The 19,320-nt window shown below is 67.3% G+C and carries 24 protein-coding genes; 22 read left to right on the top strand and 2 right to left on the bottom strand.

Annotated elements, in window-relative coordinates:
• The first annotated feature begins 19 nt into the window (after positions 1-19).
• Complete coding sequence (gene fusA, locus ACIHIX_RS04225; protein WP_399949453.1) at positions 20-2,146, top strand: elongation factor G; 2,127 nt, start codon at positions 20-22, stop codon at positions 2,144-2,146.
• A 143-nt stretch (positions 2,147-2,289) separates the two neighbouring features.
• Complete coding sequence (gene tuf / locus ACIHIX_RS04220) at positions 2,290-3,483, top strand: elongation factor Tu (protein ID WP_329335830.1); 1,194 nt, start codon at positions 2,290-2,292, stop codon at positions 3,481-3,483.
• Positions 3,484-3,567: 84 nt separating this feature from the next.
• On the opposite strand, the gene ACIHIX_RS04215 is transcribed toward tuf, so the two are convergent.
• Positions 3,568-3,954: a phage holin family protein gene (locus ACIHIX_RS04215; protein WP_399949451.1), complete on the bottom strand. Its 387-nt coding sequence runs from the start codon at positions 3,952-3,954 to the stop codon at positions 3,568-3,570.
• 91 nt (positions 3,955-4,045) lie between these two features.
• Here ACIHIX_RS04215 and ACIHIX_RS04210 point away from each other — a divergent pair, with 91 nt between their 5' ends.
• Positions 4,046-4,312, top strand: coding sequence for a hypothetical protein (locus ACIHIX_RS04210; RefSeq protein WP_399949449.1), 267 nt, complete (start codon positions 4,046-4,048; stop codon positions 4,310-4,312).
• A gap of 27 nt (positions 4,313-4,339) precedes the next feature.
• Here the strand turns inward: ACIHIX_RS04210 and ACIHIX_RS04205 are convergent, their stop codons facing one another.
• Complete coding sequence (locus tag ACIHIX_RS04205; RefSeq protein ID WP_399949447.1) at positions 4,340-5,353, bottom strand: hypothetical protein; 1,014 nt, start codon at positions 5,351-5,353, stop codon at positions 4,340-4,342.
• Positions 5,354-5,627: 274 nt separating this feature from the next.
• Between ACIHIX_RS04205 and ACIHIX_RS04200 the strand changes: the two genes are divergently transcribed.
• From ACIHIX_RS04200 to rplF, 19 genes are all read left to right on the top strand, one after another.
• Entirely contained in the window at positions 5,628-10,190 is a 4,563-nt protein-coding gene (locus ACIHIX_RS04200) for a DUF6531 domain-containing protein (RefSeq protein ID WP_399949445.1), read from the top strand.
• Positions 10,187-10,804 carry a hypothetical protein gene (locus ACIHIX_RS04195; protein WP_399949443.1) on the top strand — a complete coding sequence of 206 codons (618 nt, stop codon included), beginning with the start codon at positions 10,187-10,189 and terminating at the stop codon, positions 10,802-10,804. Before ACIHIX_RS04200 ends, ACIHIX_RS04195 begins: the two co-directional genes overlap by 4 nt.
• A gap of 416 nt (positions 10,805-11,220) precedes the next feature.
• Entirely contained in the window at positions 11,221-11,529 is a 309-nt protein-coding gene (gene rpsJ, locus ACIHIX_RS04190) for a 30S ribosomal protein S10 (protein ID WP_003948644.1), read from the top strand.
• A 17-nt stretch (positions 11,530-11,546) separates the two neighbouring features.
• On the top strand, positions 11,547-12,191 hold the full coding sequence (gene rplC, locus ACIHIX_RS04185) for a 50S ribosomal protein L3 (RefSeq protein WP_020135811.1): 645 nt from the start codon (positions 11,547-11,549) through the stop codon (positions 12,189-12,191).
• A gap of 7 nt (positions 12,192-12,198) precedes the next feature.
• Complete coding sequence (rplD, locus tag ACIHIX_RS04180) at positions 12,199-12,855, top strand: 50S ribosomal protein L4 (protein WP_399949441.1); 657 nt, start codon at positions 12,199-12,201, stop codon at positions 12,853-12,855.
• A complete protein-coding gene (gene rplW, locus ACIHIX_RS04175) occupies positions 12,855-13,274 on the top strand; it encodes a 50S ribosomal protein L23 (protein ID WP_059192906.1) in 420 nt (139 codons plus the stop codon). Before rplD ends, rplW begins: the two co-directional genes overlap by 1 nt.
• A 38-nt stretch (positions 13,275-13,312) precedes the next feature.
• Entirely contained in the window at positions 13,313-14,149 is an 837-nt protein-coding gene (rplB, locus tag ACIHIX_RS04170; RefSeq protein ID WP_007384068.1) for a 50S ribosomal protein L2, read from the top strand.
• A 12-nt stretch (positions 14,150-14,161) separates the two neighbouring features.
• Positions 14,162-14,443 carry a 30S ribosomal protein S19 gene (gene rpsS, locus ACIHIX_RS04165; protein WP_003992359.1) on the top strand — a complete coding sequence of 94 codons (282 nt, stop codon included), beginning with the start codon at positions 14,162-14,164 and terminating at the stop codon, positions 14,441-14,443.
• A gap of 44 nt (positions 14,444-14,487) precedes the next feature.
• Positions 14,488-14,835 (top strand): 50S ribosomal protein L22, encoded by a 348-nt coding sequence (gene rplV / locus ACIHIX_RS04160; RefSeq protein WP_003974262.1) that lies wholly within the window; start codon positions 14,488-14,490, stop codon positions 14,833-14,835.
• Entirely contained in the window at positions 14,835-15,665 is an 831-nt protein-coding gene (gene rpsC, locus ACIHIX_RS04155) for a 30S ribosomal protein S3 (protein WP_329335800.1), read from the top strand. The genes rplV and rpsC overlap by 1 nt, the downstream gene beginning before the upstream one ends.
• 5 nt (positions 15,666-15,670) lie before the next feature.
• Complete coding sequence (rplP, locus tag ACIHIX_RS04150; RefSeq protein WP_004927269.1) at positions 15,671-16,090, top strand: 50S ribosomal protein L16; 420 nt, start codon at positions 15,671-15,673, stop codon at positions 16,088-16,090.
• A complete protein-coding gene (gene rpmC / locus ACIHIX_RS04145) occupies positions 16,090-16,314 on the top strand; it encodes a 50S ribosomal protein L29 (protein ID WP_005481220.1) in 225 nt (74 codons plus the stop codon). The genes rplP and rpmC overlap by 1 nt, the downstream gene beginning before the upstream one ends.
• Positions 16,314-16,601 carry a 30S ribosomal protein S17 gene (rpsQ, locus tag ACIHIX_RS04140; RefSeq protein ID WP_007384073.1) on the top strand — a complete coding sequence of 96 codons (288 nt, stop codon included), beginning with the start codon at positions 16,314-16,316 and terminating at the stop codon, positions 16,599-16,601. Before rpmC ends, rpsQ begins: the two co-directional genes overlap by 1 nt.
• Before the next feature lie 98 nt (positions 16,602-16,699).
• Positions 16,700-17,068 (top strand): 50S ribosomal protein L14, encoded by a 369-nt coding sequence (gene rplN, locus ACIHIX_RS04135; RefSeq protein ID WP_003992364.1) that lies wholly within the window; start codon positions 16,700-16,702, stop codon positions 17,066-17,068.
• Positions 17,069-17,070: 2 nt separating this feature from the next.
• The gene (rplX, locus tag ACIHIX_RS04130; protein ID WP_107904101.1) at positions 17,071-17,394 is read left to right on the top strand and encodes a 50S ribosomal protein L24; all 324 of its coding nucleotides are present in this window, start codon (positions 17,071-17,073) and stop codon (positions 17,392-17,394) included.
• On the top strand, positions 17,394-17,951 hold the full coding sequence (gene rplE / locus ACIHIX_RS04125; protein WP_399949438.1) for a 50S ribosomal protein L5: 558 nt from the start codon (positions 17,394-17,396) through the stop codon (positions 17,949-17,951). Before rplX ends, rplE begins: the two co-directional genes overlap by 1 nt.
• 5 nt (positions 17,952-17,956) lie before the next feature.
• A complete protein-coding gene (locus ACIHIX_RS04120) occupies positions 17,957-18,142 on the top strand; it encodes a type Z 30S ribosomal protein S14 (protein ID WP_003948630.1) in 186 nt (61 codons plus the stop codon).
• Positions 18,143-18,356: 214 nt separating this feature from the next.
• Positions 18,357-18,755 carry a 30S ribosomal protein S8 gene (gene rpsH, locus ACIHIX_RS04115; RefSeq protein ID WP_399949436.1) on the top strand — a complete coding sequence of 133 codons (399 nt, stop codon included), beginning with the start codon at positions 18,357-18,359 and terminating at the stop codon, positions 18,753-18,755.
• A gap of 25 nt (positions 18,756-18,780) precedes the next feature.
• A complete protein-coding gene (gene rplF, locus ACIHIX_RS04110; protein WP_399949434.1) occupies positions 18,781-19,320 on the top strand; it encodes a 50S ribosomal protein L6 in 540 nt (179 codons plus the stop codon).

Raw genomic sequence — 19,320 nt, 5'->3', positions numbered from 1 at the left:
GAGAGAAGACGAAAGCCTTATGGCTACCACTTCACTTGACCTGGCCAAGGTCCGCAACATCGGGATCATGGCCCACATCGACGCGGGCAAGACGACCACCACCGAGCGGATCCTCTTCTACACCGGCGTCAGCTACAAGATCGGTGAGGTCCACGACGGCGCCGCCACCATGGACTGGATGGAGCAGGAGCAGGAGCGTGGCATCACGATCACCTCTGCTGCCACCACCTGTCACTGGCCGCTCGAGGACAACGACTACACGATCAACATCATCGACACCCCGGGTCACGTGGACTTCACGGTCGAGGTGGAGCGTTCGCTCCGCGTCCTCGACGGTGCCGTCACCGTGTTCGACGGTGTCGCGGGTGTGGAGCCGCAGTCCGAGACGGTGTGGCGTCAGGCCGACCGTTACGGCGTGCCGCGCATCTGCTTCGTGAACAAGCTTGACCGTACCGGCGCGGAGTTCCACCGCTGCGTCGACATGATCAAGGACCGTCTCGGTGCGCAGCCGCTCGTCATGCAGCTGCCCATCGGTGCCGAGATGGACTTCAAGGGCGTTGTGGACCTGGTCCGCATGAAGGCGCTCGTGTGGTCCGCCGAGGCCGCCAAGGGCGAGATGTACGACGTCGTCGACATCCCGGCCACGCACACCGAGGCTGCCGAGGAGTACCGCGGCAAGCTCATCGAGGGCGTCGCCGAGAACGACGAAGAGATCATGGAGCTGTACCTGGAGGGCCAGGAGCCCACCGAGGAGCAGCTGTACGCCGCGATCCGTCGTATCACCATCGCGTCCGGCAAGTCCAAGGACGTCACGGTCACCCCGGTGTTCTGTGGCACCGCGTTCAAGAACAAGGGCGTCCAGCCCCTGCTCGACGCGGTCGTGCGCTACCTGCCGACCCCGCTCGACGTCGAGGCCATCGAGGGCCACGACGTCAAGGACCCCGAGGTCGTCGTCAAGCGCAAGCCGTCCGACGAGGAGCCCCTCTCGGCGCTGGCGTTCAAGATCATGAGCGACCCGCACCTCGGCAAGCTCACCTTCGTCCGGATCTACTCCGGTCGCCTGGAGTCCGGCACCGCCGTGCTGAACTCCGTCAAGGGCAAGAAGGAGCGCATCGGCAAGATCTACCGTATGCACGCGAACAAGCGTGAGGAGATCGAGTCGGTGGGCGCCGGTGACATCGTCGCCGTCATGGGCCTGAAGCAGACCACCACCGGTGAGACGCTGTCCGACGACAAGCAGCCGGTGATCCTGGAGTCCATGGACTTCCCGGCGCCGGTCATCCAGGTCGCCATCGAGCCCAAGTCGAAGGGCGACCAGGAGAAGCTGGGCGTCGCGATCCAGCGCCTGGCCGAGGAGGACCCGTCCTTCCAGGTCCACTCGGACGAGGAGACGGGCCAGACCATCATCGGTGGTATGGGCGAGCTGCACCTCGAGGTGCTGGTCGACCGTATGCGCCGTGAGTTCAAGGTCGAGGCCAACGTCGGCAAGCCGCAGGTCGCGTACCGCGAGACGATCCGCAAGGGCGTCGAGCGTCACGACTACACGCACAAGAAGCAGACCGGTGGTACCGGTCAGTTCGCCAAGGTGCAGATCGCGATCGAGCCGATCGAGGGCGGCGACGCCTCGTACGAGTTCGTGAACAAGGTCACCGGTGGCCGTATCCCGAAGGAGTACATCCCTTCGGTCGACGCGGGTGCGCAGGAGGCCATGCAGTTCGGCATCCTGGCCGGCTACGAGATGACCGGCGTCCGCGTCATTCTTCTCGACGGTGGCTACCACGAGGTCGACTCCTCCGAGCTCGCGTTCAAGATCGCCGGTTCGCAGGCCTTCAAGGAGGCCGCGCGCAAGGCGTCCCCCGTGCTCCTCGAGCCGATGATGGCCGTCGAGGTCACCACGCCCGAGGACTACATGGGTGAGGTCATCGGCGACATCAACTCCCGCCGTGGCCAGATCCAGGCCATGGAGGAGCGGGCGGGTGCCCGCGTCGTGAAGGGCCTCGTGCCCCTCTCGGAGATGTTCGGTTACGTCGGCGACCTGCGCAGCAAGACGTCCGGCCGTGCGAGCTACTCCATGCAGTTCGACTCCTACGCCGAGGTTCCGCGGAACGTCGCCGAGGAGATCATCGCGAAGGCCAAGGGCGAGTAACGCACACCGTTCACACGCTTTAGGCTTGACACCGACCGCCGGGGATCGCCCGGCACGGGAGAACCCCGGCGGGCGGCATCCCAGCAAAGATCACCTGGCGCCGATGAGTAAGGCGTACCAGAACCACTCCACAGGAGGACCCAGTGGCGAAGGCGAAGTTCGAGCGGACTAAGCCCCACGTCAACATCGGCACCATCGGTCACATCGACCACGGTAAGACGACCCTCACGGCCGCCATTACCAAGGTGCTGCACGACGCGTACCCGGACCTGAACGAGGCCTCGGCCTTCGACCAGATCGACAAGGCTCCCGAGGAGCGCCAGCGCGGTATCACGATCTCGATCGCGCACGTCGAGTACCAGACGGAGACCCGTCACTACGCCCACGTCGACTGCCCCGGTCACGCGGACTACATCAAGAACATGATCACGGGTGCGGCGCAGATGGACGGCGCCATCCTCGTTGTCGCCGCCACCGACGGCCCGATGCCGCAGACCAAGGAGCACGTGCTCCTGGCCCGCCAGGTCGGCGTTCCGTACATCGTCGTCGCCCTGAACAAGGCCGACATGGTGGACGACGAGGAGATCCTGGAGCTCGTCGAGCTCGAGGTCCGTGAGCTCCTCTCCGAGTACGAGTTCCCGGGCGACGACCTGCCGGTCGTCAAGGTCTCGGCGCTCAAGGCGCTCGAGGGCGACAAGGAGTGGGGCGAGTCCGTCCTCAACCTGATGGCCGCCGTCGACGAGTCGATCCCGACCCCCGAGCGTGACGTCGACAAGCCGTTCCTCATGCCCGTCGAGGACGTCTTCACGATCACCGGTCGCGGTACGGTCGTCACCGGCCGTATCGAGCGTGGTGTCCTGAAGGTCAACGAGACCGTTGACATCATCGGCATCAAGCAGGAGAAGACCACCACCACGGTCACCGGCATCGAGATGTTCCGCAAGCTGCTCGACGAGGGCCAGGCCGGTGAGAACGTCGGTCTGCTCCTCCGTGGCATCAAGCGCGAGGACGTCGAGCGCGGCCAGGTCATCATCAAGCCCGGTTCGGTCACGCCGCACACCGAGTTCGAGGCCCAGGCCTACATCCTGTCCAAGGACGAGGGTGGCCGCCACACGCCGTTCTTCAACAACTACCGTCCGCAGTTCTACTTCCGTACGACGGACGTGACCGGCGTTGTGACCCTCCCCGAGGGCACCGAGATGGTCATGCCGGGTGACAACACCGAGATGAAGGTGGAGCTCATCCAGCCCGTCGCCATGGAAGAGGGCCTGAAGTTCGCCATCCGTGAGGGTGGCCGGACCGTGGGCGCCGGCCAGGTCACCAAGATCAACAAGTAAGTCTTGTTGGCTTGATCGCCTGGTAGCTCATTGAGCTCCTGAAGGGGCCCGTACGACTTCGGTCGTGCGGGCCCCTTCGCGTTGTCATACGTCGGCTTCGGGTGTCGGCTGCGGGCCGACGGCCATGGCGGCGAGAACGGTGAGCCGTACGACGACTCCGCCGAGCAGCGCGGCGAGGAAACCGTCGACGTGGAGGCCGGAGTCCATCTGCCCGCTGATCCAGGAGACGAGCAGCCAGATCAGAGTGTCCTGGACGACCCCGACGCCGCCGAGGATCAGCAGGGCGATCGGGGGAGCGGTGCGGATGCTGCTGGGATAGCTGTAGATCAGCTGGTTCACGATCAGAAAGACCAGGCCGGGCAGGAACGCCGCCCAGGCCACGTTGTCGTCGATCGGCTGTATGCCGGGGAGCAGGACGGCGGCGAGAACCGCGCCGAGGTAGGCGCCGAGGGCGCGTCTTCGTTTGTACATGGGCGTGATCATGGGGGTGCGCCGACGGCCTGGGCAAGACGCGGGTCACTGGATGTCGGGGTCGAGTCGAGCCCTAGTGGGGGTGCGTACCGTGCAAGTCGCCCATGGCTCACTGGACTTCGCCGACGGAGGGACTCGCCCGATGATGCTGACGGTGGACGTGGCGGTTCTGCTGGCCGTCATCCTGGCCCTGCGGTTGCGGCGGACGGTGCATGCGCGGAGTCGTTCCGACCAGAGCGTGACGGTGGGGCTCGCGCTGGTTTTCGGGGTGCTGGTGGCGCCGACGGCGTTCGGGCATGGGGTGCTGGACGTCGTCGGGCAGGTCGTGGGTGGGGTGTCGGGGGTCGGGGGGCCCTGAGGCGGAGGCCGGGTGACCCGTATCGGGTCACTGGATGTTCCGCTGGTGCGGGTGGTCGTACGACGTCGTACAGACGTAGAGCTGGAGAGCGTGGTCGCGGCCGATGTTGAGGTGGGTGGGGCGGGCCGACTCGGTGGCCTCGCCCGGCCACCAGCTTCTGGTGCCGCCGTCGCACTCGTAGCCGTCGATGGTGAGCAGGGGGCGCACGGGCGCGCCGCACTCCGTGCAGGCCATGGGGAACGGGTCGGTGTAGCTCCAGGGGGCGTGGCCGCCGAGCTTGCAGCCGGGGGCGACGGCGAGGTCGTACTGGTAGCCGACGCCGTGGCTCTCGGCCCAGTCCTCGACGCGGTCGGCGAGGGGCTCCGGGAGTTCGTGCGGGGCGGGGTATTCGGTGACGGGTTCCGGGTGGAGGACGCAGGGCTCGGGGAGGTAGCGGTCTTTGCCGATCGCTGAGGGGTGGGGGGCGGGGGCGAGGGGCTCGGAGATGTCGGCGGTGGTGCGCCAGCGGAGTTCGGTGCGGGGTGTGGGACCCGCGCGACCTGCGTGATCGAAGGGGCACCAGAGGAGTTGGAGGAGGTCGGCGCCGGGTGGGGCGGGGAAGGCGACGGCCTCAGGGATGTCGCGGGCGTAGAGCTGGGCGATGGGGAGCAGGGGGATCGGGCCGGGCCGGGGGATGAGCCTGGGTTCCGAGGCGCGGTCTACGGCGGCTCGTTCGTCGGGAGTGAGGAAGTCGGTGCCCTCGGCGCGGGGGCGGCGGTGGGCCGCGGCGAGGATGCGGCGGCGGAGGCGGACTTCGTCCGGTACGAGGACGGGGGGCCGTGGAGTGCTCCGGGCAGGTGGGCCAGGGTTCGTCCGCCGGCCATAGGAGGGGGCCGCCGATCGAGCTGTCCGTTGTGGTGGGGGCGCCGGGGCGGGGGTGGAGGCGGATGGTGGTGCGGGCCAGCGGGGCCAGCTCGGGGAAGTGGGCGGGGATGTCGAGTGGGCGGGGTGGGGTGGTGGGGCGCGGTGGCATGAGGGGAGGCTATGTGGGGAACGGGGCATCGGGCCGGGACAGTTGTGCGGGAGCCACGGGGTGCCGGTCACTACCGCGCCTCGGTGGGCGGGGCGGGCAGGGGCGGAAGTGGCGGGCGTGAGCGCGGAACTGGGGCGGCTGGTCGAACTCGGCGCGCTCACCGGCCCGGCGGTGGCTGCTGTTCTCGGACGCCGCCTCCGTCGAACTCCAGCGCCTCGCCGACCTTTTCGCCGAACTGCTGTTCCAGGTAAGTTCGCGTGTGCATACGGTTGTTGACGATGCGTGCGTGACGGGGGTTGCGGTATGGCGGGGCATCGGCCCACGGACTGGCATGTCCTGGATCTGGAGAAGGATCCGACGCCGGGTGATCCGGACCGGATCAAGCTGCTGGCCAAGACACTTCACGACTTCGCCGACGACGTGTCGGATGCCTTGCGTCTGGTGAACGGCATGGCGGGTGAGGACACGCTTCTGGAGTGGGCGGGTAAGTCGGCGGAGGTCTTCAAGGACGAGTTCGGGGATGTCCCGAAGAATCTGAAGAAGCTGAAGAAGTCCTACGAGTTGTGCGGGGACGCGCTGACCGACTTCTGGCCGAAGCTGGAGCGCGCGCAGGCGTTGGCCGACCGGGCGCTGGCCAAGGGCCGTGAGGCGCAGAGCGATCTGTCCTCCGCCAACTCCCGTCTGACGTCGGCTGATTCGTGGGTGACGCGGGCGAACAAGGAAGCCGACAAGTACAAGGACGACCCCACCGGCAGCAAGTCGGGCGGTGACAAGCCGGACGAGGGCAAGGTCCGTGCCGCCACCCGGGACGCCCAGCACGCCAAGTCGGCCCGGACCAGCGCCCAGTCGGACGTCGACAGCGCGCAGGATGCGCTCGCCGCGGCAAAGAAGATGGCCGCCGACGCCCGCAAGATGCGCGAGGAGGCCGCGCACACCGCGAAGACGAAGATCGACGAGGCCTCCGATGCCGGTATTCAGAACCGGTCGTGGTGGGAGGAGGTCGGCGACTGGTTCACGGACAACTGGGACAACATCGTCGCCGTCTGCAAGGTCGTCGTAGCCGTGGTCGGTGTGATCGCGATGATCATCGGCGGGCCGATCCTGGGTGCGATCGTGCTGATCGCGGCCCTCGTCGTCCTCGCCGACACCCTCTACAAATATTCAAAGGGCCAGGCGTCCCTGTGGGATGTGGGCCTGGCCGCGCTCGACTGCATCCCCGGTATGAAGGGCCTCACCACCCTCGGCGGCCTCGCCAAGGGGCTCAAGGCCTTCGGCAAGACCGGGCTCAAGGGGATGGCTCTCGGTGTGAAGGGCCTCGGCAAGGGCAGCCGTGCCTTCGGTCGGCAGATGAAGAAGCTGCTCAAGCGCGGTGACCCGGTCGACATGGCCACCGGTGAGATGGTCATGTCCGCCACCGATGTCTCGCTGGACGGGATGCTGCCGCTCGTCTTCGAGCGGCACTACCGCACAGGCTCGCAAGGCGGCAGCCTTCTCGGGCGCAGATGGACCTGCACGCTCGACCAGCGGCTCATGCTGGACGCGACCGGCGTGAGGTACATGGTCGAGGACGGGATGATCCTGGTGTACCCGGTGCCGGAACCGGATATGGCGGTGCTTCCGGTGGACGGGCCTCACTGGCCCATGAGCTGGGACGGCACACCAGACGGCGAGGTCACCGTGCACCGGCCCGAGACCGGTGAGGCGTTCTCCTTCCGCCCGGTGGAGGGCCGCACGCCCACCGACCTTCCCCTGGTCTCCGTCAAGGACCGCAACGACAACGCCATCACGGTCTCCTACGCCCCCGACGGCACCCCGGCGCGGATGCTGCACCACGGCGGCTATGACCTCGCCGTGACCTGCGAGAACGGCAGAATCAGCGCGCTGGCCCTGCACAGCGTGCCCGAGCGGCCCGTCCTGGTGCGCTACGGCTACGACACGAGCGGCGAGCTGGACGAGGTCGTCAACTCCTCCGGCCTACCGCTCCGCTACTTCTACGATGATCATCGGCGGATGACCGGCTGGGAGGACCGCAACGGCGTCTGGTACCGGTTCGAGTACGACGAGGCCGGGCGCTGCAAGGCCGGACGCGGCCGCGGCGGGCTCCTGGACTACACCTTCGAGTACGACGACGAGACGCTCCGCACCACCGCCGTCGACTCGCTCGGCAACACCACGGTCTACCAGTTCAACAACGCGTTCCAAGTGATCGCCGAGACCGACCCGCTGGGGCACGTCGTCCGGCAGGAGTGGAACGATCGGGACCAACTCATCTCGCGTGCCGACCCGTTGGGCCGCGTCACCCGCCTGGAGTGGGACCCGGCCGGCAACCTCACCGCCGTACATCTCCCGGACGGGTCCAGGTCGTCGGCGCGCTTCAACGAGCGCAACCTTCCCGTCGAGCTCACGGCCTACGACGGGAAGGTGATCCGGCAGGAGTGGGACGAGCGGGGCAATTGCACGGCCGTCACGACTCCTGACGGCGGCACCGCGCGGTTCACCCGGGACGCGACCGGCGCGCTCACCTCGCTCACCGATCCATTGGGCGCCGTGCAGTACTTCGCCAACAACGCTGCCGGGCAGCCGCTCACCGAGACGGACGCGCTCGGTGCCGTGTGGCATTACACCTATGACGCGTTCGGCCGGCCCGCCACCGTCACCGACCCCATCGGCGCGAAGACGGAGACGACCTGGACCATCGAGGGGCACCAGGCGACCCGGCGCGACCCGGACGGCACCGGTGAGGCGTGGACGTACGACCCGGAGGGCAACTGCGTCTCCCACACCGACGCGCTCGGCGGTATCAGCCGATTCACCTACGGCGGCTTCGATCTGCTCACCTCACGGACGACCCCCGACGGCGTGCGGTACGTCTTCACGCACGACACCGAACTACGCCTCACCCAGGTCACCGACCCGCGCGGCCTGACGTGGGACTACACCTACGACGCGGTGGGTCGTCCGGTGGCGGAGACGGACTTCGAGGGCCGGACCGTGACCTGCACCTACGACGCCGCAGGACAGCTCACCGGCCGTACCAACCCGCTGGGACAGTCCACGGCCTTCCGCTACGACAGCGTCGGCAACCAGGTGGAGAAGACCGTCGACGGCGGTGCCACCACGGTGTTCTCCCATGACGCGGCCGGCCGCCTGCTGACCGCCACCGGCCATGACGCCACCCTCGCCTTCACCTACGACGCGGCGGGCCGTATCACGGGCGAGGCGATCAACGGACGTGTGGTGACGACGGCGTACGACCTGCTCAACCGTCCCACCCGCCGCACGACATCGAGCGGCGTCGTCACGGAGTACGCCTACGACGCAGTAGGTAACCGCACCGCGCTCACCGCCGCCGGACGAACCCTTGCCTCCACCCACGACGCCGTGGGACGGGAGACCGCACGCCGGCTCGGCGCCACCGGGCTCGTCCTCACGCAGAGCTGGGACAGCGAGGACCGGCTCACCGCCCAGGCGCTCTCCGGCCCGCACTCCGCCCGCCCGCTGAAGCGGCAGACGTACTCCTACCGGGCCGACGGCTGTGTGACGGCGCTGGACGACCAGGGCACCGGACGCCGCACCTTCGACGTCGACCCGGCGGGCCGGATCACCGCGGTGCGCGCGGCGGACTGGAGCGAGTCCTACGCGTACGACGAGACCGGCAACCAGACCTGGGCCTCCTGGCCGGAGCGGCACGCTCTTCCGGAGGGGCGTGGAGAGCGGTCGTACGAAGGCAACCGGGTCTCGCGCGCCGGTTCCGTGCACTACGAGTACGACGCCGCCGGGCGGGTGACCGTGCGCCGCAGGACCCGGCTCTCCCGCAAGCCGGACGTCTGGCGCTACACCTGGGACGGCGAGGACCGCCTCACCTCGGTGACCACGCCCGACGGGTCGGCCTGGCGGTACCGCTACGACCCCCTTGGCCGCCGGGTCGCCAAGCAACGGTTGGCGGCGGACGGCAGGACGGTCGTCGAGGAGACTCGATTCAGCTGGGACGGCCCGCACCTCGTCGAGCAGACCACGCGCACGGCCGAAGACCCGCGGGAACGTACCCTCACCTGGGACCGCGAAGGGACGACTCCGGTAGCCCAGACGGAACGCACCACCCTGGCCGACGCGCCCCAGGACGTGGTCGACGAGCGCTTCTACGCCATCGTCACGGATCTGGTCGGCACCCCGACCGAACTCGTCGCCGAGGACGGCTCCCTCGCCTGGCGTGCGGACGCCACGCTCTGGGGCCTGCCCGGACCCGACCCGGACGCAACCGCGCACACCCCGCTCCGCTTTCCCGGCCAGTACCACGACGCGGAGACCGGCCTCCACTACAACTACTTCCGGCACTACGATCCGGTCACCGCGGCCTACCTCAGCCCCGATCCGCTGGGCTTGGACGCGGGCCCCAACCCTCGCCGCTACAGCCTCAACCCGCTTCTGTGGATCGACTACCTGGGCCTTCTCACCTGCCGACAGAACGCACGGCGGCTGAAGCGGAACATGAAGCGTGAGGGGCGGAAGGTGCCACGCGGCCACGCGGCCGCTCATCTCGTCCCGTCCGGCGGGAACATGGGCCACTGGGCCCCCGGAGCCCGCAGTCGTGCTCTCCTGGAGAGGTATGGAGTCGATGTCAACGACGCAGCCAACGGAATCCCGCTGGGCCACCCGAGCCCGCACAACTTCACCCACCGCGAGCCCTTCCTGCGCCGCGTCAACGAACACCTGGAGCAGGTGGTGCGGGACGGCGCCGACCAGGGCATGGGCGCCCGCGCCATCCGCTCCCAGATCCGTCAGGAACTGCGCGGCATCGGCCGCCAGGTCGAGGGTGAGCTCGCCACCGGTCAGCCGGGGCCCGGTGCGTACTGGACGGCGCCATGACGTCTGACGCCGCCCGCGAGCCGCTTGCCGTGTACCGGCTGATGCCGAGCATGAAGGAGTTCCGGACCCTCTCCCTGGAGGAGTACGCCCACCGCAGGCTGATCCGCTGGCTGCGCACCGGAGCCGCCGAGGACCTGCCGGAGTCGCTGCGCGCCGAGTGGGTCGGCAACCCTCGGCTGCGCCTGGCCGAGTTCCCCTGCGGTTATCCGGGGGCGCCGGTGTTCAGCCGCCGGGTCGCCGGTCTGCTGGCGGACGACCTCAAGGCGGCGGGCCGGCAGCTCCCGGTGTTCCACGAGGACACGGACATCGCGGACCCTGACGCCGAGCCCCCCTATCTCCTCCAACTCGCCGAGCAGGTCGTCGACTGCGTCGACACCCGCAGGTCCTCGAAGCCCAAGAAGGGCACGGGCCAGATGAAGATCACCGTCTTTCGCCCCGACGCCCTCCCGGCCCACCTCCCCGCCTTCCGCGTGCCGGAGTTCCCCGGCGGGGTCCACTGGAACGGCTGGGCGGTACGACGGCTCACCGATCTCCTCGGCGACGACCTGGAGGCGCGCCTGATCTGGTCGGAGGACCGGACACGGACGCCGCATCCGGCGCCTTGGGGGTTCTGAGCCCGCTTGACCGAGGTGGACCGGATCGCCGCCTGGGTTTGACCTACGTCACTCCCGGGGTATTGTCTCCGGCTCGATTGGCGGACCCCCCGCCCCATATGGCAGACTGTCGGAGTTGCTCGGTCGAGTGTTGATGCTGCGCGCCTCCCGCCGGGAGGACCGGAAGCGAGTCCCACAGTACTCGTCGCCCTAACTGCCACATGGCAGCGCTGGGGCGGACGTACGGGAATCTTTCGGGAAGCAAGGTACGGCACAGGCCAGGCACCCGGTGATTCTCTTTCTCAGGCAAGGGATGTTCGAACAAGGGACATCTGTGTCAGCGAAAGCGCGACACGCCCGACCGCGTGGGTCGGAGCGAGGGGTCAGGAACACCGGGTTCCAGAGCGTTAAACGAGACAAAGGACTACTGAGTAGCCATGGCGGGACAGAAGATCCGCATCCGGCTCAAGGCCTACGACCACGAGGTCATCGACTCCTCGGCGAAGAAGATCGTCGAGACGGTGACTCGCACTGGTGCGTCGGTCGCGGGCCCGGTGCCGCTGCCCACTGAGAAGAACGTGTACTGCGTCATCAAGTCGCCGCACAAGTACAAGGACTCGCGCGAGCACTTCGAGATGCGCACGCACAAGCGCCTGATCGACATTCTCGACCCGACGCCCAAGACCGTTGACTCTCTGATGCGACTCGACCTTCCGGCCGGTGTCGACATCGAGATCAAGCTCTAGGGATCGGTGATCTGAGAATGGCTAAGCAGATCAAGGGCATCCTGGGCGAGAAGCTCGGCATGACGCAGGTGTGGGACGAGAACAACCGCGTTGTTCCGGTCACCGTCGTCAAGGCCGGCCCCAACGTCGTCACCCAGGTCCGCACGAACGACGTCGACGGCTACGAGTCCGTCCAGATCGCGTTCGGCGAGATCGACCCGCGCAAGGTGAACAAGCCCCTCAAGGGCCACTTCGCCAAGGCCGATGTCACGCCGCGTCGCCACCTCGTCGAGATCCGCACCGCGGACGCCTCCGAGTACACCCTCGGCCAGGAGATCACCGCTGAGGTGTTCGAGGCCGGGATCAAGGTCGACGTGACCGGCAAGAGCAAGGGCAAGGGCTTCGCCGGTGTCATGAAGCGTCACAACTTCAAGGGCCTCGGCGCCGGTCACGGCACCCAGCGCAAGCACCGCTCGCCCGGTTCCATCGGTGGCTGCGCCACCCCGGGCCGCGTGTTCAAGGGCCTCCGCATGGCGGGTCGCATGGGCAACGAGCGGGTCACCACCCAGAACCTGACCGTCCACGCCGTTGACGCGGAGAAGGGTCTGCTGCTCATCAAGGGCGCTGTCCCCGGTCCGAACGGCGGCCTCGTCCTGGTCCGCACCGCGGCCAAGGGGGCCTGAGGTACCGATGAGCACTGTTGACATCCTTTCGCCTGCCGGCGAGAAGACCGGAAGCGTCGAACTCCCCGCGGAGATCTTCGGCGTGGAGAAGGTCAGCATCCCGCTGATCCACCAGGTCGTCGTCGCGCAGAACGCGGCTGCCCGTCAGGGCACGCACAAGACCAAGACCCGTGGCGAAGTCCGTGGTGGTGGCAAGAAGCCGTACCGCCAGAAGGGCACCGGCCGCGCCCGTCAGGGCTCGACCCGCGCGCCGCAGTTCGCCGGTGGTGGCGTCGTGCACGGTCCCGTGCCGCGTGACTACTCGCAGCGGACCCCGAAGAAGATGAAGGCTGCCGCGCTGCGTCACGCCCTCACCGACCGGGCCCGCAACAACCGCATCCACGTCGTCACCGGCGTGATCGAGGGCGAGGCTCCTTCCACGAAGGCCGCCAAGACGCTGTTCGGCAAGATCTCGGAGCGCAAGAACCTGCTCCTGGTCGTCGAGCGCGCCGACGAGGCCGCGTGGCTGTCCGCCCGCAACCTGCCCCAGGTCCACATCCTGGAGCCGGGCCAGCTGAACACGTACGACGTGATCGTCTCGGACGACGTGGTCTTCACCCAGGCCGCTCTCGAGTCCTTCGTCGCCGGCCCGAAGGCCAACGACACCGAAGGGACTGAGGTCTGATGGCCATCCGTCACCCCTCTATCGCCTCCAAGGCGGCCAAGGCCGCCAAGGCCGCGCGCGTCGCCAAGGCGCGTCGTCACGCCGCCGAGGGCAAGAACACCGTCGAGACGCCGCTCAGCAAGTCGTTCACGGACCCCCGTGACGTGCTGCTGAAGCCGGTCGTGTCGGAGAAGAGCTACGCGCTCCTCGACGAGGGCAAGTACACGTTCATCGTCGCCCCCGACGCCAACAAGACCCAGATCAAGCAGGCCGTCCAGGCGGTCTTCTCGGTCAAGGTCACCGGGGTCAACACGCTCAACCGCCAGGGCAAGCGCAAGCGGACCCGCACCGGCTTCGGCCAGCGTGCCGGCTCCAAGCGCGCGATCGTGACCCTTGCTGAGGGCGACCGTATCGACATCTTCGGCGGTCCGACCGCGTAAGCGGGTCGGATCGTCCGATATCGGACGAGGACTGAGAAATGGGAATCCGCAAGTACAAGCCGACTACGCCGGGCCGTCGTGGCTCCAGCGTCGCCGACTTCGTCGAGGTCACGCGGTCCACGCCGGAGAAGTCGCTGGTCCGCCCCCTGCACAGCAAGGGCGGCCGTAACAACGCCGGTCGTGTGACCGTTCGCCACCAGGGTGGCGGACACAAGCGCGCCTACCGCGTGATCGACTTCCGTCGTCACGACAAGGACGGCGTGCCGGCGAAGGTCGCGCACATCGAGTACGACCCCAACCGCACCGCGCGCATCGCGCTGCTGCACTACGCGGACGGCGAGAAGCGCTACATCCTCGCCCCGCGCAACCTGCAGCAGGGTGACCGCGTCGAGAACGGTCCCGGGGCCGACATCAAGCCGGGCAACAACCTGGCGCTCCGCAACATCCCGGTCGGTACCACGATCCACGCGATCGAGCTCCGTCCCGGTGGCGGCGCCAAGTTCGCCCGCTCCGCCGGTGCCTCCGTGCAGCTGCTCGCGAAGGAGGGCACGATGGCCCACCTCCGCATGCCTTCCGGTGAGATCCGCCTGGTCGACCAGCGCTGCCGCGCCACGGTCGGCGAGGTCGGCAACGCCGAGCAGAGCAACATCAACTGGGGCAAGGCCGGCCGTAAGCGCTGGCTGGGCGTTCGCCCGACCGTCCGTGGTGTCGCGATGAACCCGGTCGACCACCCGCACGGTGGTGGTGAGGGCAAGACCTCCGGTGGTCGCCACCCGGTCTCCCCGTGGGGTCAGAAGGAGGGTCGTACTCGTTCGCCGAAGAAGGCTTCGAACAAGTACATCGTCCGCCGCCGCAAGACGAACAAGAAGCGCTAGGAGCGGGTTTAGATGCCGCGCAGTCTCAAGAAGGGGCCCTTCGTCGACGACCACCTGATCAAGAAGGTGGACGCCCAGAACGAAGCCGGCACCAAGAACGTCATCAAGACCTGGTCCCGTCGCTCCATGATCGTGCCGGCCATGCTCGGCCACACGCTCGCGGTGCACAACGGCAAGACCCACATCCCGGTGTTCGTCACCGAGTCGATGGTCGGTCACAAGCTCGGCGAGTTCTCGCCGACTCGTACCTTCCGGGGTCACGTCAAGGACGACCGGAAGTCGAAGCGCCGCTAGTAGCGGATCGCATTCAGACACGTAAGTAACTGAGAGGGACAACCATGGAAGCCAGGGCCCAGGCGCGGTACATCCGCGTTACGCCCATGAAGGCCCGCCGCGTGGTGGACCTTATCCGTGGCATGGATGCCACGGAGGCTCAGGCTGTTCTGCGATTCGCTCCGCAGGCAGCCTCCGTGCCGGTCGGCAAGGTGCTCGACAGCGCCATTGCCAACGCCGCGCACAACTACGACCACACCGACGCCGACAGCCTCTTCATCTCCGAGGCGTACGTCGACGAGGGTCCGACCCTGAAGCGGTTCCGGCCGCGCGCCCAGGGCCGTGCCTACCGGATCCGCAAGCGGACCAGCCACATCACCGTGGTCGTCAGCAGCAAGGAAGGAACCCGGTAATGGGCCAGAAGGTTAACCCGCATGGGTTCCGGCTCGGCATCACCACCGACTTCAAGTCGCGTTGGTACGCCGACAAGCTGTACAAGGACTACGTCAAGGAAGACGTCGCCATCCGTCGGATGATGACGTCCGGCATGGAGCGCGCCGGTATCTCGAAGGTGGAGATCGAGCGCACCCGTGACCGTGTCCGTGTGGACATCCACACCGCGCGTCCGGGCATCGTCATCGGCCGCCGTGGCGCCGAGGCCGACCGCATCCGCGGTGACCTCGAGAAGCTCACGGGCAAGCAGGTCCAGCTGAACATCCTCGAGGTCAAGAACCCCGAGACGGACGCTCAGCTGGTTGCTCAGGCCGTTGCCGAGCAGCTCTCCTCCCGCGTCTCCTTCCGTCGCGCCATGCGTAAGAGCATGCAGTCGGCGATGAAGGCCGGCGCCAAGGGCATCAAAATCCAGTGCGGCGGCCGCCTCGGTGGCGCCGAGATGTCCCGCTCGGAGTTCTACCGCGAGGGCCGCGTGCCCCTGCACACGCTCCGCGCGAACGTGGACTACGGCTTCTTCGAGGCCAAGACGACCTTCGGCCGCATCGGTGTGAAGGTCTGGATCTACAAGGGCGACGTCAAGAACATCGCCGAGGTCCGCGCCGAGAACGCTGCGGCCCGTGCGGGTAACCGCCCGGCCCGTGGTGGCGCCGACCGCCCGGCCCGTGGTGGCCGTGGTGGCGAGCGCGGCGGGCGCGGTCGTAAGCCGCAGCAGGCTGCCGGCGCCGAGGCCCCCAAGGCCGAGGCTCCCGCCGCCGCCGCTCCGGCTGAGAGCACCGGAACGGAGGCCTGACCGACATGCTGATCCCCCGTAGGGTCAAGCACCGCAAGCAGCACCACCCGAAGCGCCGTGGTCAGGCCAAGGGCGGTACGACGGTCGCGTTCGGCGAGTACGGCATTCAGGCCCTCACGCCGGCGTACGTGACCAACCGCCAGATCGAGGCGGCCCGTATCGCGATGACCCGCCACATCAAGCGTGGCGGCAAGGTCTGGATCAACATCTACCCGGACCGCCCGCTCACGAAGAAGCCTGCCGAGACCCGCATGGGTTCCGGTAAGGGTTCGCCGGAGTGGTGGATCGCGAACGTGCACCCGGGCCGGGTCATGTTCGAGCTGTCCTACCCCAACGAGAAGATCGCCCGTGAGGCCCTGACTCGCGCAGCCCACAAGCTGCCGATGAAGTGCCGGATCGTCAAGCGCGAGGCAGGTGAAGCGTGATGTCGGCCGGTACCAAGGCGTCCGAGCTGCGCGAACTGGGTGACGAGGAGCTGCTGAACAAGCTCCGCGAAGCCAAGGAAGAGCTGTTCAACCTCCGCTTCCAGGCGGCGACCGGTCAGCTCGAGAACCACGGTCGGCTCAAGGCCGTCCGTAAGGACATCGCGCGGATCTACACCCTGATGCGTGAGCGCGAGCTGGGCATCGAGACGGTGGAGAGCGCCTGATGAGTGAGAGCAACGTGACTGAGCAGACTGCAGAGGCCCGCGGCTTCCGCAAGACCCGTGAGGGTCTCGTCGTCAGCGACAAGATGGACAAGACCGTCGTCGTCGCTGTCGAGGACCGCGTCAAGCACGCGCTGTACGGCAAGGTCATCCGCCGTACGAACAAGCTCAAGGCGCACGACGAGCAGAACGCTGCCGGCGTCGGCGACCGGGTCCTCCTCGCGGAGACCCGCCCGCTGTCCGCCACCAAGCGCTGGCGCGTCGTCGAGATCCTCGAGAAGGCCAAGTAATTCCTGCGGCCAACCCCGCAGGTCAGTTCCGCCAGGCTCGGCAGGGGCGCTCGTACTGAGGCCCCTGCCGGGAACCGGCAGACAAACAGGAGATAGACGTGATCCAGCAGGAGTCGCGACTGCGTGTCGCCGACAACACTGGTGCGAAGGAGATCCTTTGCATCCGTGTGCTCGGTGGCTCCGGTCGCCGCTACGCGGGCATCGGTGACGTCATCGTCGCCACCGTCAAGGACGCGATCCCCGGCGGCAACGTGAAGAAGGGTGACGTCATCAAGGCGGTCATCGTTCGCACCGTCAAGGAGCGCCGCCGTCCGGACGGCTCGTACATCCGCTTCGACGAGAACGCCGCTGTCATTCTCAAGAACGACGGCGACCCTCGTGGCACCCGTATCTTCGGCCCGGTGGGCCGGGAGCTGCGCGAGAAGAAGTTCATGAAGATCATCTCGCTCGCGCCGGAGGTGCTGTAAGCATGAAGATCAAGAAGGGCGACCTGGTTCAGGTCATCACCGGTAAGGACAAGGGCAAGCAGGGCAAGGTCATCGCGGCCTACCCCCGCGAGGACCGCGTCCTGGTCGAGGGTGTCAACCGGGTCAAGAAGCACACCAAGGCCGGCCCGACCGCCAAGGGTTCGCAGGCCGGCGGCATCGTCACCACCGAGGCGCCCGTCCACGTCTCCAACGTCCAGCTGGTCGTGGAGAAGGACGGCAACAAGGTCGTCACGCGTGTCGGTTACCGCTTCGACGACGAGGGCAACAAGATCCGCGTTGCCAAGCGGACGGGTGAGGACATCTGATGGCTACCACCACCACTCCGCGTCTCAAGACGAAGTACCGCGAGGAGATCGCGGGCAAGCTGCGTGAGGAGTTCTCCTACGAGAACGTCATGCAGATCCCCGGCCTCGTCAAGATCGTGGTCAACATGGGTGTGGGCGACGCCGCCCGCGACTCCAAGCTGATCGAGGGCGCCATCCGCGACCTCTCCACGATCACCGGCCAGAAGCCGCAGGTCACCAAGGCCCGCAAGTCCATCGCGCAGTTCAAGCTGCGTGAGGGTCAGCCGATCGGTGCCCACGTCACGCTCCGTGGCGACCGCATGTGGGAGTTCCTGGACCGCACCCTGTCGCTCGCGCTGCCGCGCATCCGCGACTTCCGTGGTCTGTCCCCCAAGCAGTTCGACGGCCGTGGCAACTACACCTTCGGTCTCACGGAGCAGGTCATGTTCCACGAGATCGACCAGGACAAGATCGACCGTACCCGGGGTATGGACATCACCGTGGTGACCACGGCGACCAACGACGCTGAGGGCCGCGCCCTCCTTCGTCACCTCGGCTTCCCCTTCAAGGAGGCGTGAGCGAGATGGCGAAGAAGGCTCTGATCGCGAAGGCTGCTCGCAAGCCCAAGTTCGGCGTGCGTGGCTACACGCGCTGCCAGCGCTGCGGCCGTCCCCACTCCGTGTACCGCAAGTTCGGCCTGTGCCGCGTGTGCCTTCGTGAGATGGCTCACCGTGGCGAGCTGCCGGGCGTGACCAAGAGCTCCTGGTAGTCCCTGCTTTTCAGGGATTCCAAGGGCTCTCGGTAAGCACTGGGCGTGTCAGGCGCCCTCCTCTCCATGGCTTAGGCTTGGAGGGTTGGGCGCCTGACGTCGCCCGATACGACTTACTACGCCGTAGGTCCACCGCACCGCACCCGCCTCGTCTCGGATCGAGGAGAGGGATGGGCACCTGGAAACCCCGGCGAGAGAGGCCGAAGGCCAATTCATGACCATGACTGATCCGATCGCAGACATGCTTACGCGTCTGCGGAACGCGAACTCGGCGTACCACGACTCCGTGACGATGCCGACGTCCAAGATCAAGTCTCACATCGCGGAGATCCTCCAGCAGGAGGGCTTCATCACGGGCTGGAAGATCGAGGACGCCGAGGTCGGCAAGAACCTCGTCCTCGAGCTGAAGTTCGGCCCGAACCGTGAGCGCTCCATCGCGGGCATCAAGCGGATCTCCAAGCCCGGTCTCCGGGTTTACGCGAAGTCCACCTCCCTGCCCAAGGTGCTGGGCGGCCTCGGCGTGGCGATCATCTCCACGTCGCACGGGCTCCTCACCGACAAGCAGGCCGGCAAGAAGGGCGTAGGCGGAGAAGTTCTCGCCTACGTCTGGTAGCGGAAAGGAATCGGAGGAAAAAGCTATGTCGCGTATTGGCAAGCTCCCCATCACGGTTCCCGCCGGCGTGGACGTCACCATCGACGGCCGTACGGTCTCGGTCAAGGGCCCCAAGGGCACCCTGACCCACACCGTTGCCGCGCCGATCGACATCGCCAAGGGTGAGGACGGCGTTCTCAACGTCACCCGCCCCAACGACGAGCGTCAGAACAAGGCCCTGCACGGCCTGTCCCGCACGCTGGTGGCGAACATGATCACCGGCGTGACCGAGGGTTACGTGAAGAAGCTCGAGATCAGCGGTGTCGGTTACCGCGTGGCGGCCAAGGGATCGAACCTCGAGTTCGCACTCGGCTACAGCCACTCGATCACGGTCGAGGCGCCCGAGGGCATCTCGTTCAAGGTCGAGAACCCGACGCACTTCTCGGTCGAGGGCATCGACAAGCAGAAGGTCGGCGAGGTTGCGGCCAACATCCGCAAGCTGCGCAAGCCCGACCCGTACAAGGCCAAGGGCGTCAAGTACGAAGGCGAAGTCATCCGCCGCAAGGTCGGAAAGGCGGGTAAGTAA

The organism is Streptomyces sp. NPDC051913, assembly GCF_044593635.1.
In the GTDB taxonomy this organism is placed as follows: domain Bacteria; phylum Actinomycetota; class Actinomycetes; order Streptomycetales; family Streptomycetaceae; genus Streptomyces.
Note: the sequence above shows the minus strand (reverse complement) of the source record. Positions and strands in the feature narration are given on the sequence as shown.

Coding starts and splice junctions, on each gene's coding strand:
- rplV (WP_003974262.1), top strand. CDS start 14,488: ATGGAAGCCAGGGCCCAGGCGCGGTACATCCGCGTTACGCCCATGAAG.
- rplW (WP_059192906.1), top strand. CDS start 12,855: ATGGCCATCCGTCACCCCTCTATCGCCTCCAAGGCGGCCAAGGCCGCC.
- rpsS (WP_003992359.1), top strand. CDS start 14,162: ATGCCGCGCAGTCTCAAGAAGGGGCCCTTCGTCGACGACCACCTGATC.
- rplP (WP_004927269.1), top strand. CDS start 15,671: ATGCTGATCCCCCGTAGGGTCAAGCACCGCAAGCAGCACCACCCGAAG.
- ACIHIX_RS04205 (WP_399949447.1), bottom strand. CDS start 5,353: ATGCCCCGTTCCCCACATAGCCTCCCCTCATGCCACCGCGCCCCACCA.
- rplB (WP_007384068.1), top strand. CDS start 13,313: ATGGGAATCCGCAAGTACAAGCCGACTACGCCGGGCCGTCGTGGCTCC.
- ACIHIX_RS04200 (WP_399949445.1), top strand. CDS start 5,628: ATGGCGGGGCATCGGCCCACGGACTGGCATGTCCTGGATCTGGAGAAG.
- ACIHIX_RS04195 (WP_399949443.1), top strand. CDS start 10,187: ATGACGTCTGACGCCGCCCGCGAGCCGCTTGCCGTGTACCGGCTGATG.
- rpsJ (WP_003948644.1), top strand. CDS start 11,221: ATGGCGGGACAGAAGATCCGCATCCGGCTCAAGGCCTACGACCACGAG.
- rplE (WP_399949438.1), top strand. CDS start 17,394: ATGGCTACCACCACCACTCCGCGTCTCAAGACGAAGTACCGCGAGGAG.
- rplC (WP_020135811.1), top strand. CDS start 11,547: ATGGCTAAGCAGATCAAGGGCATCCTGGGCGAGAAGCTCGGCATGACG.
- rplD (WP_399949441.1), top strand. CDS start 12,199: ATGAGCACTGTTGACATCCTTTCGCCTGCCGGCGAGAAGACCGGAAGC.
- rpmC (WP_005481220.1), top strand. CDS start 16,090: ATGTCGGCCGGTACCAAGGCGTCCGAGCTGCGCGAACTGGGTGACGAG.
- ACIHIX_RS04120 (WP_003948630.1), top strand. CDS start 17,957: ATGGCGAAGAAGGCTCTGATCGCGAAGGCTGCTCGCAAGCCCAAGTTC.
- ACIHIX_RS04215 (WP_399949451.1), bottom strand. CDS start 3,954: ATGTACAAACGAAGACGCGCCCTCGGCGCCTACCTCGGCGCGGTTCTC.
- rpsQ (WP_007384073.1), top strand. CDS start 16,314: ATGAGTGAGAGCAACGTGACTGAGCAGACTGCAGAGGCCCGCGGCTTC.
- rpsC (WP_329335800.1), top strand. CDS start 14,835: ATGGGCCAGAAGGTTAACCCGCATGGGTTCCGGCTCGGCATCACCACC.
- rpsH (WP_399949436.1), top strand. CDS start 18,357: ATGACCATGACTGATCCGATCGCAGACATGCTTACGCGTCTGCGGAAC.
- rplF (WP_399949434.1), top strand. CDS start 18,781: ATGTCGCGTATTGGCAAGCTCCCCATCACGGTTCCCGCCGGCGTGGAC.
- fusA (WP_399949453.1), top strand. CDS start 20: ATGGCTACCACTTCACTTGACCTGGCCAAGGTCCGCAACATCGGGATC.
- rplX (WP_107904101.1), top strand. CDS start 17,071: ATGAAGATCAAGAAGGGCGACCTGGTTCAGGTCATCACCGGTAAGGAC.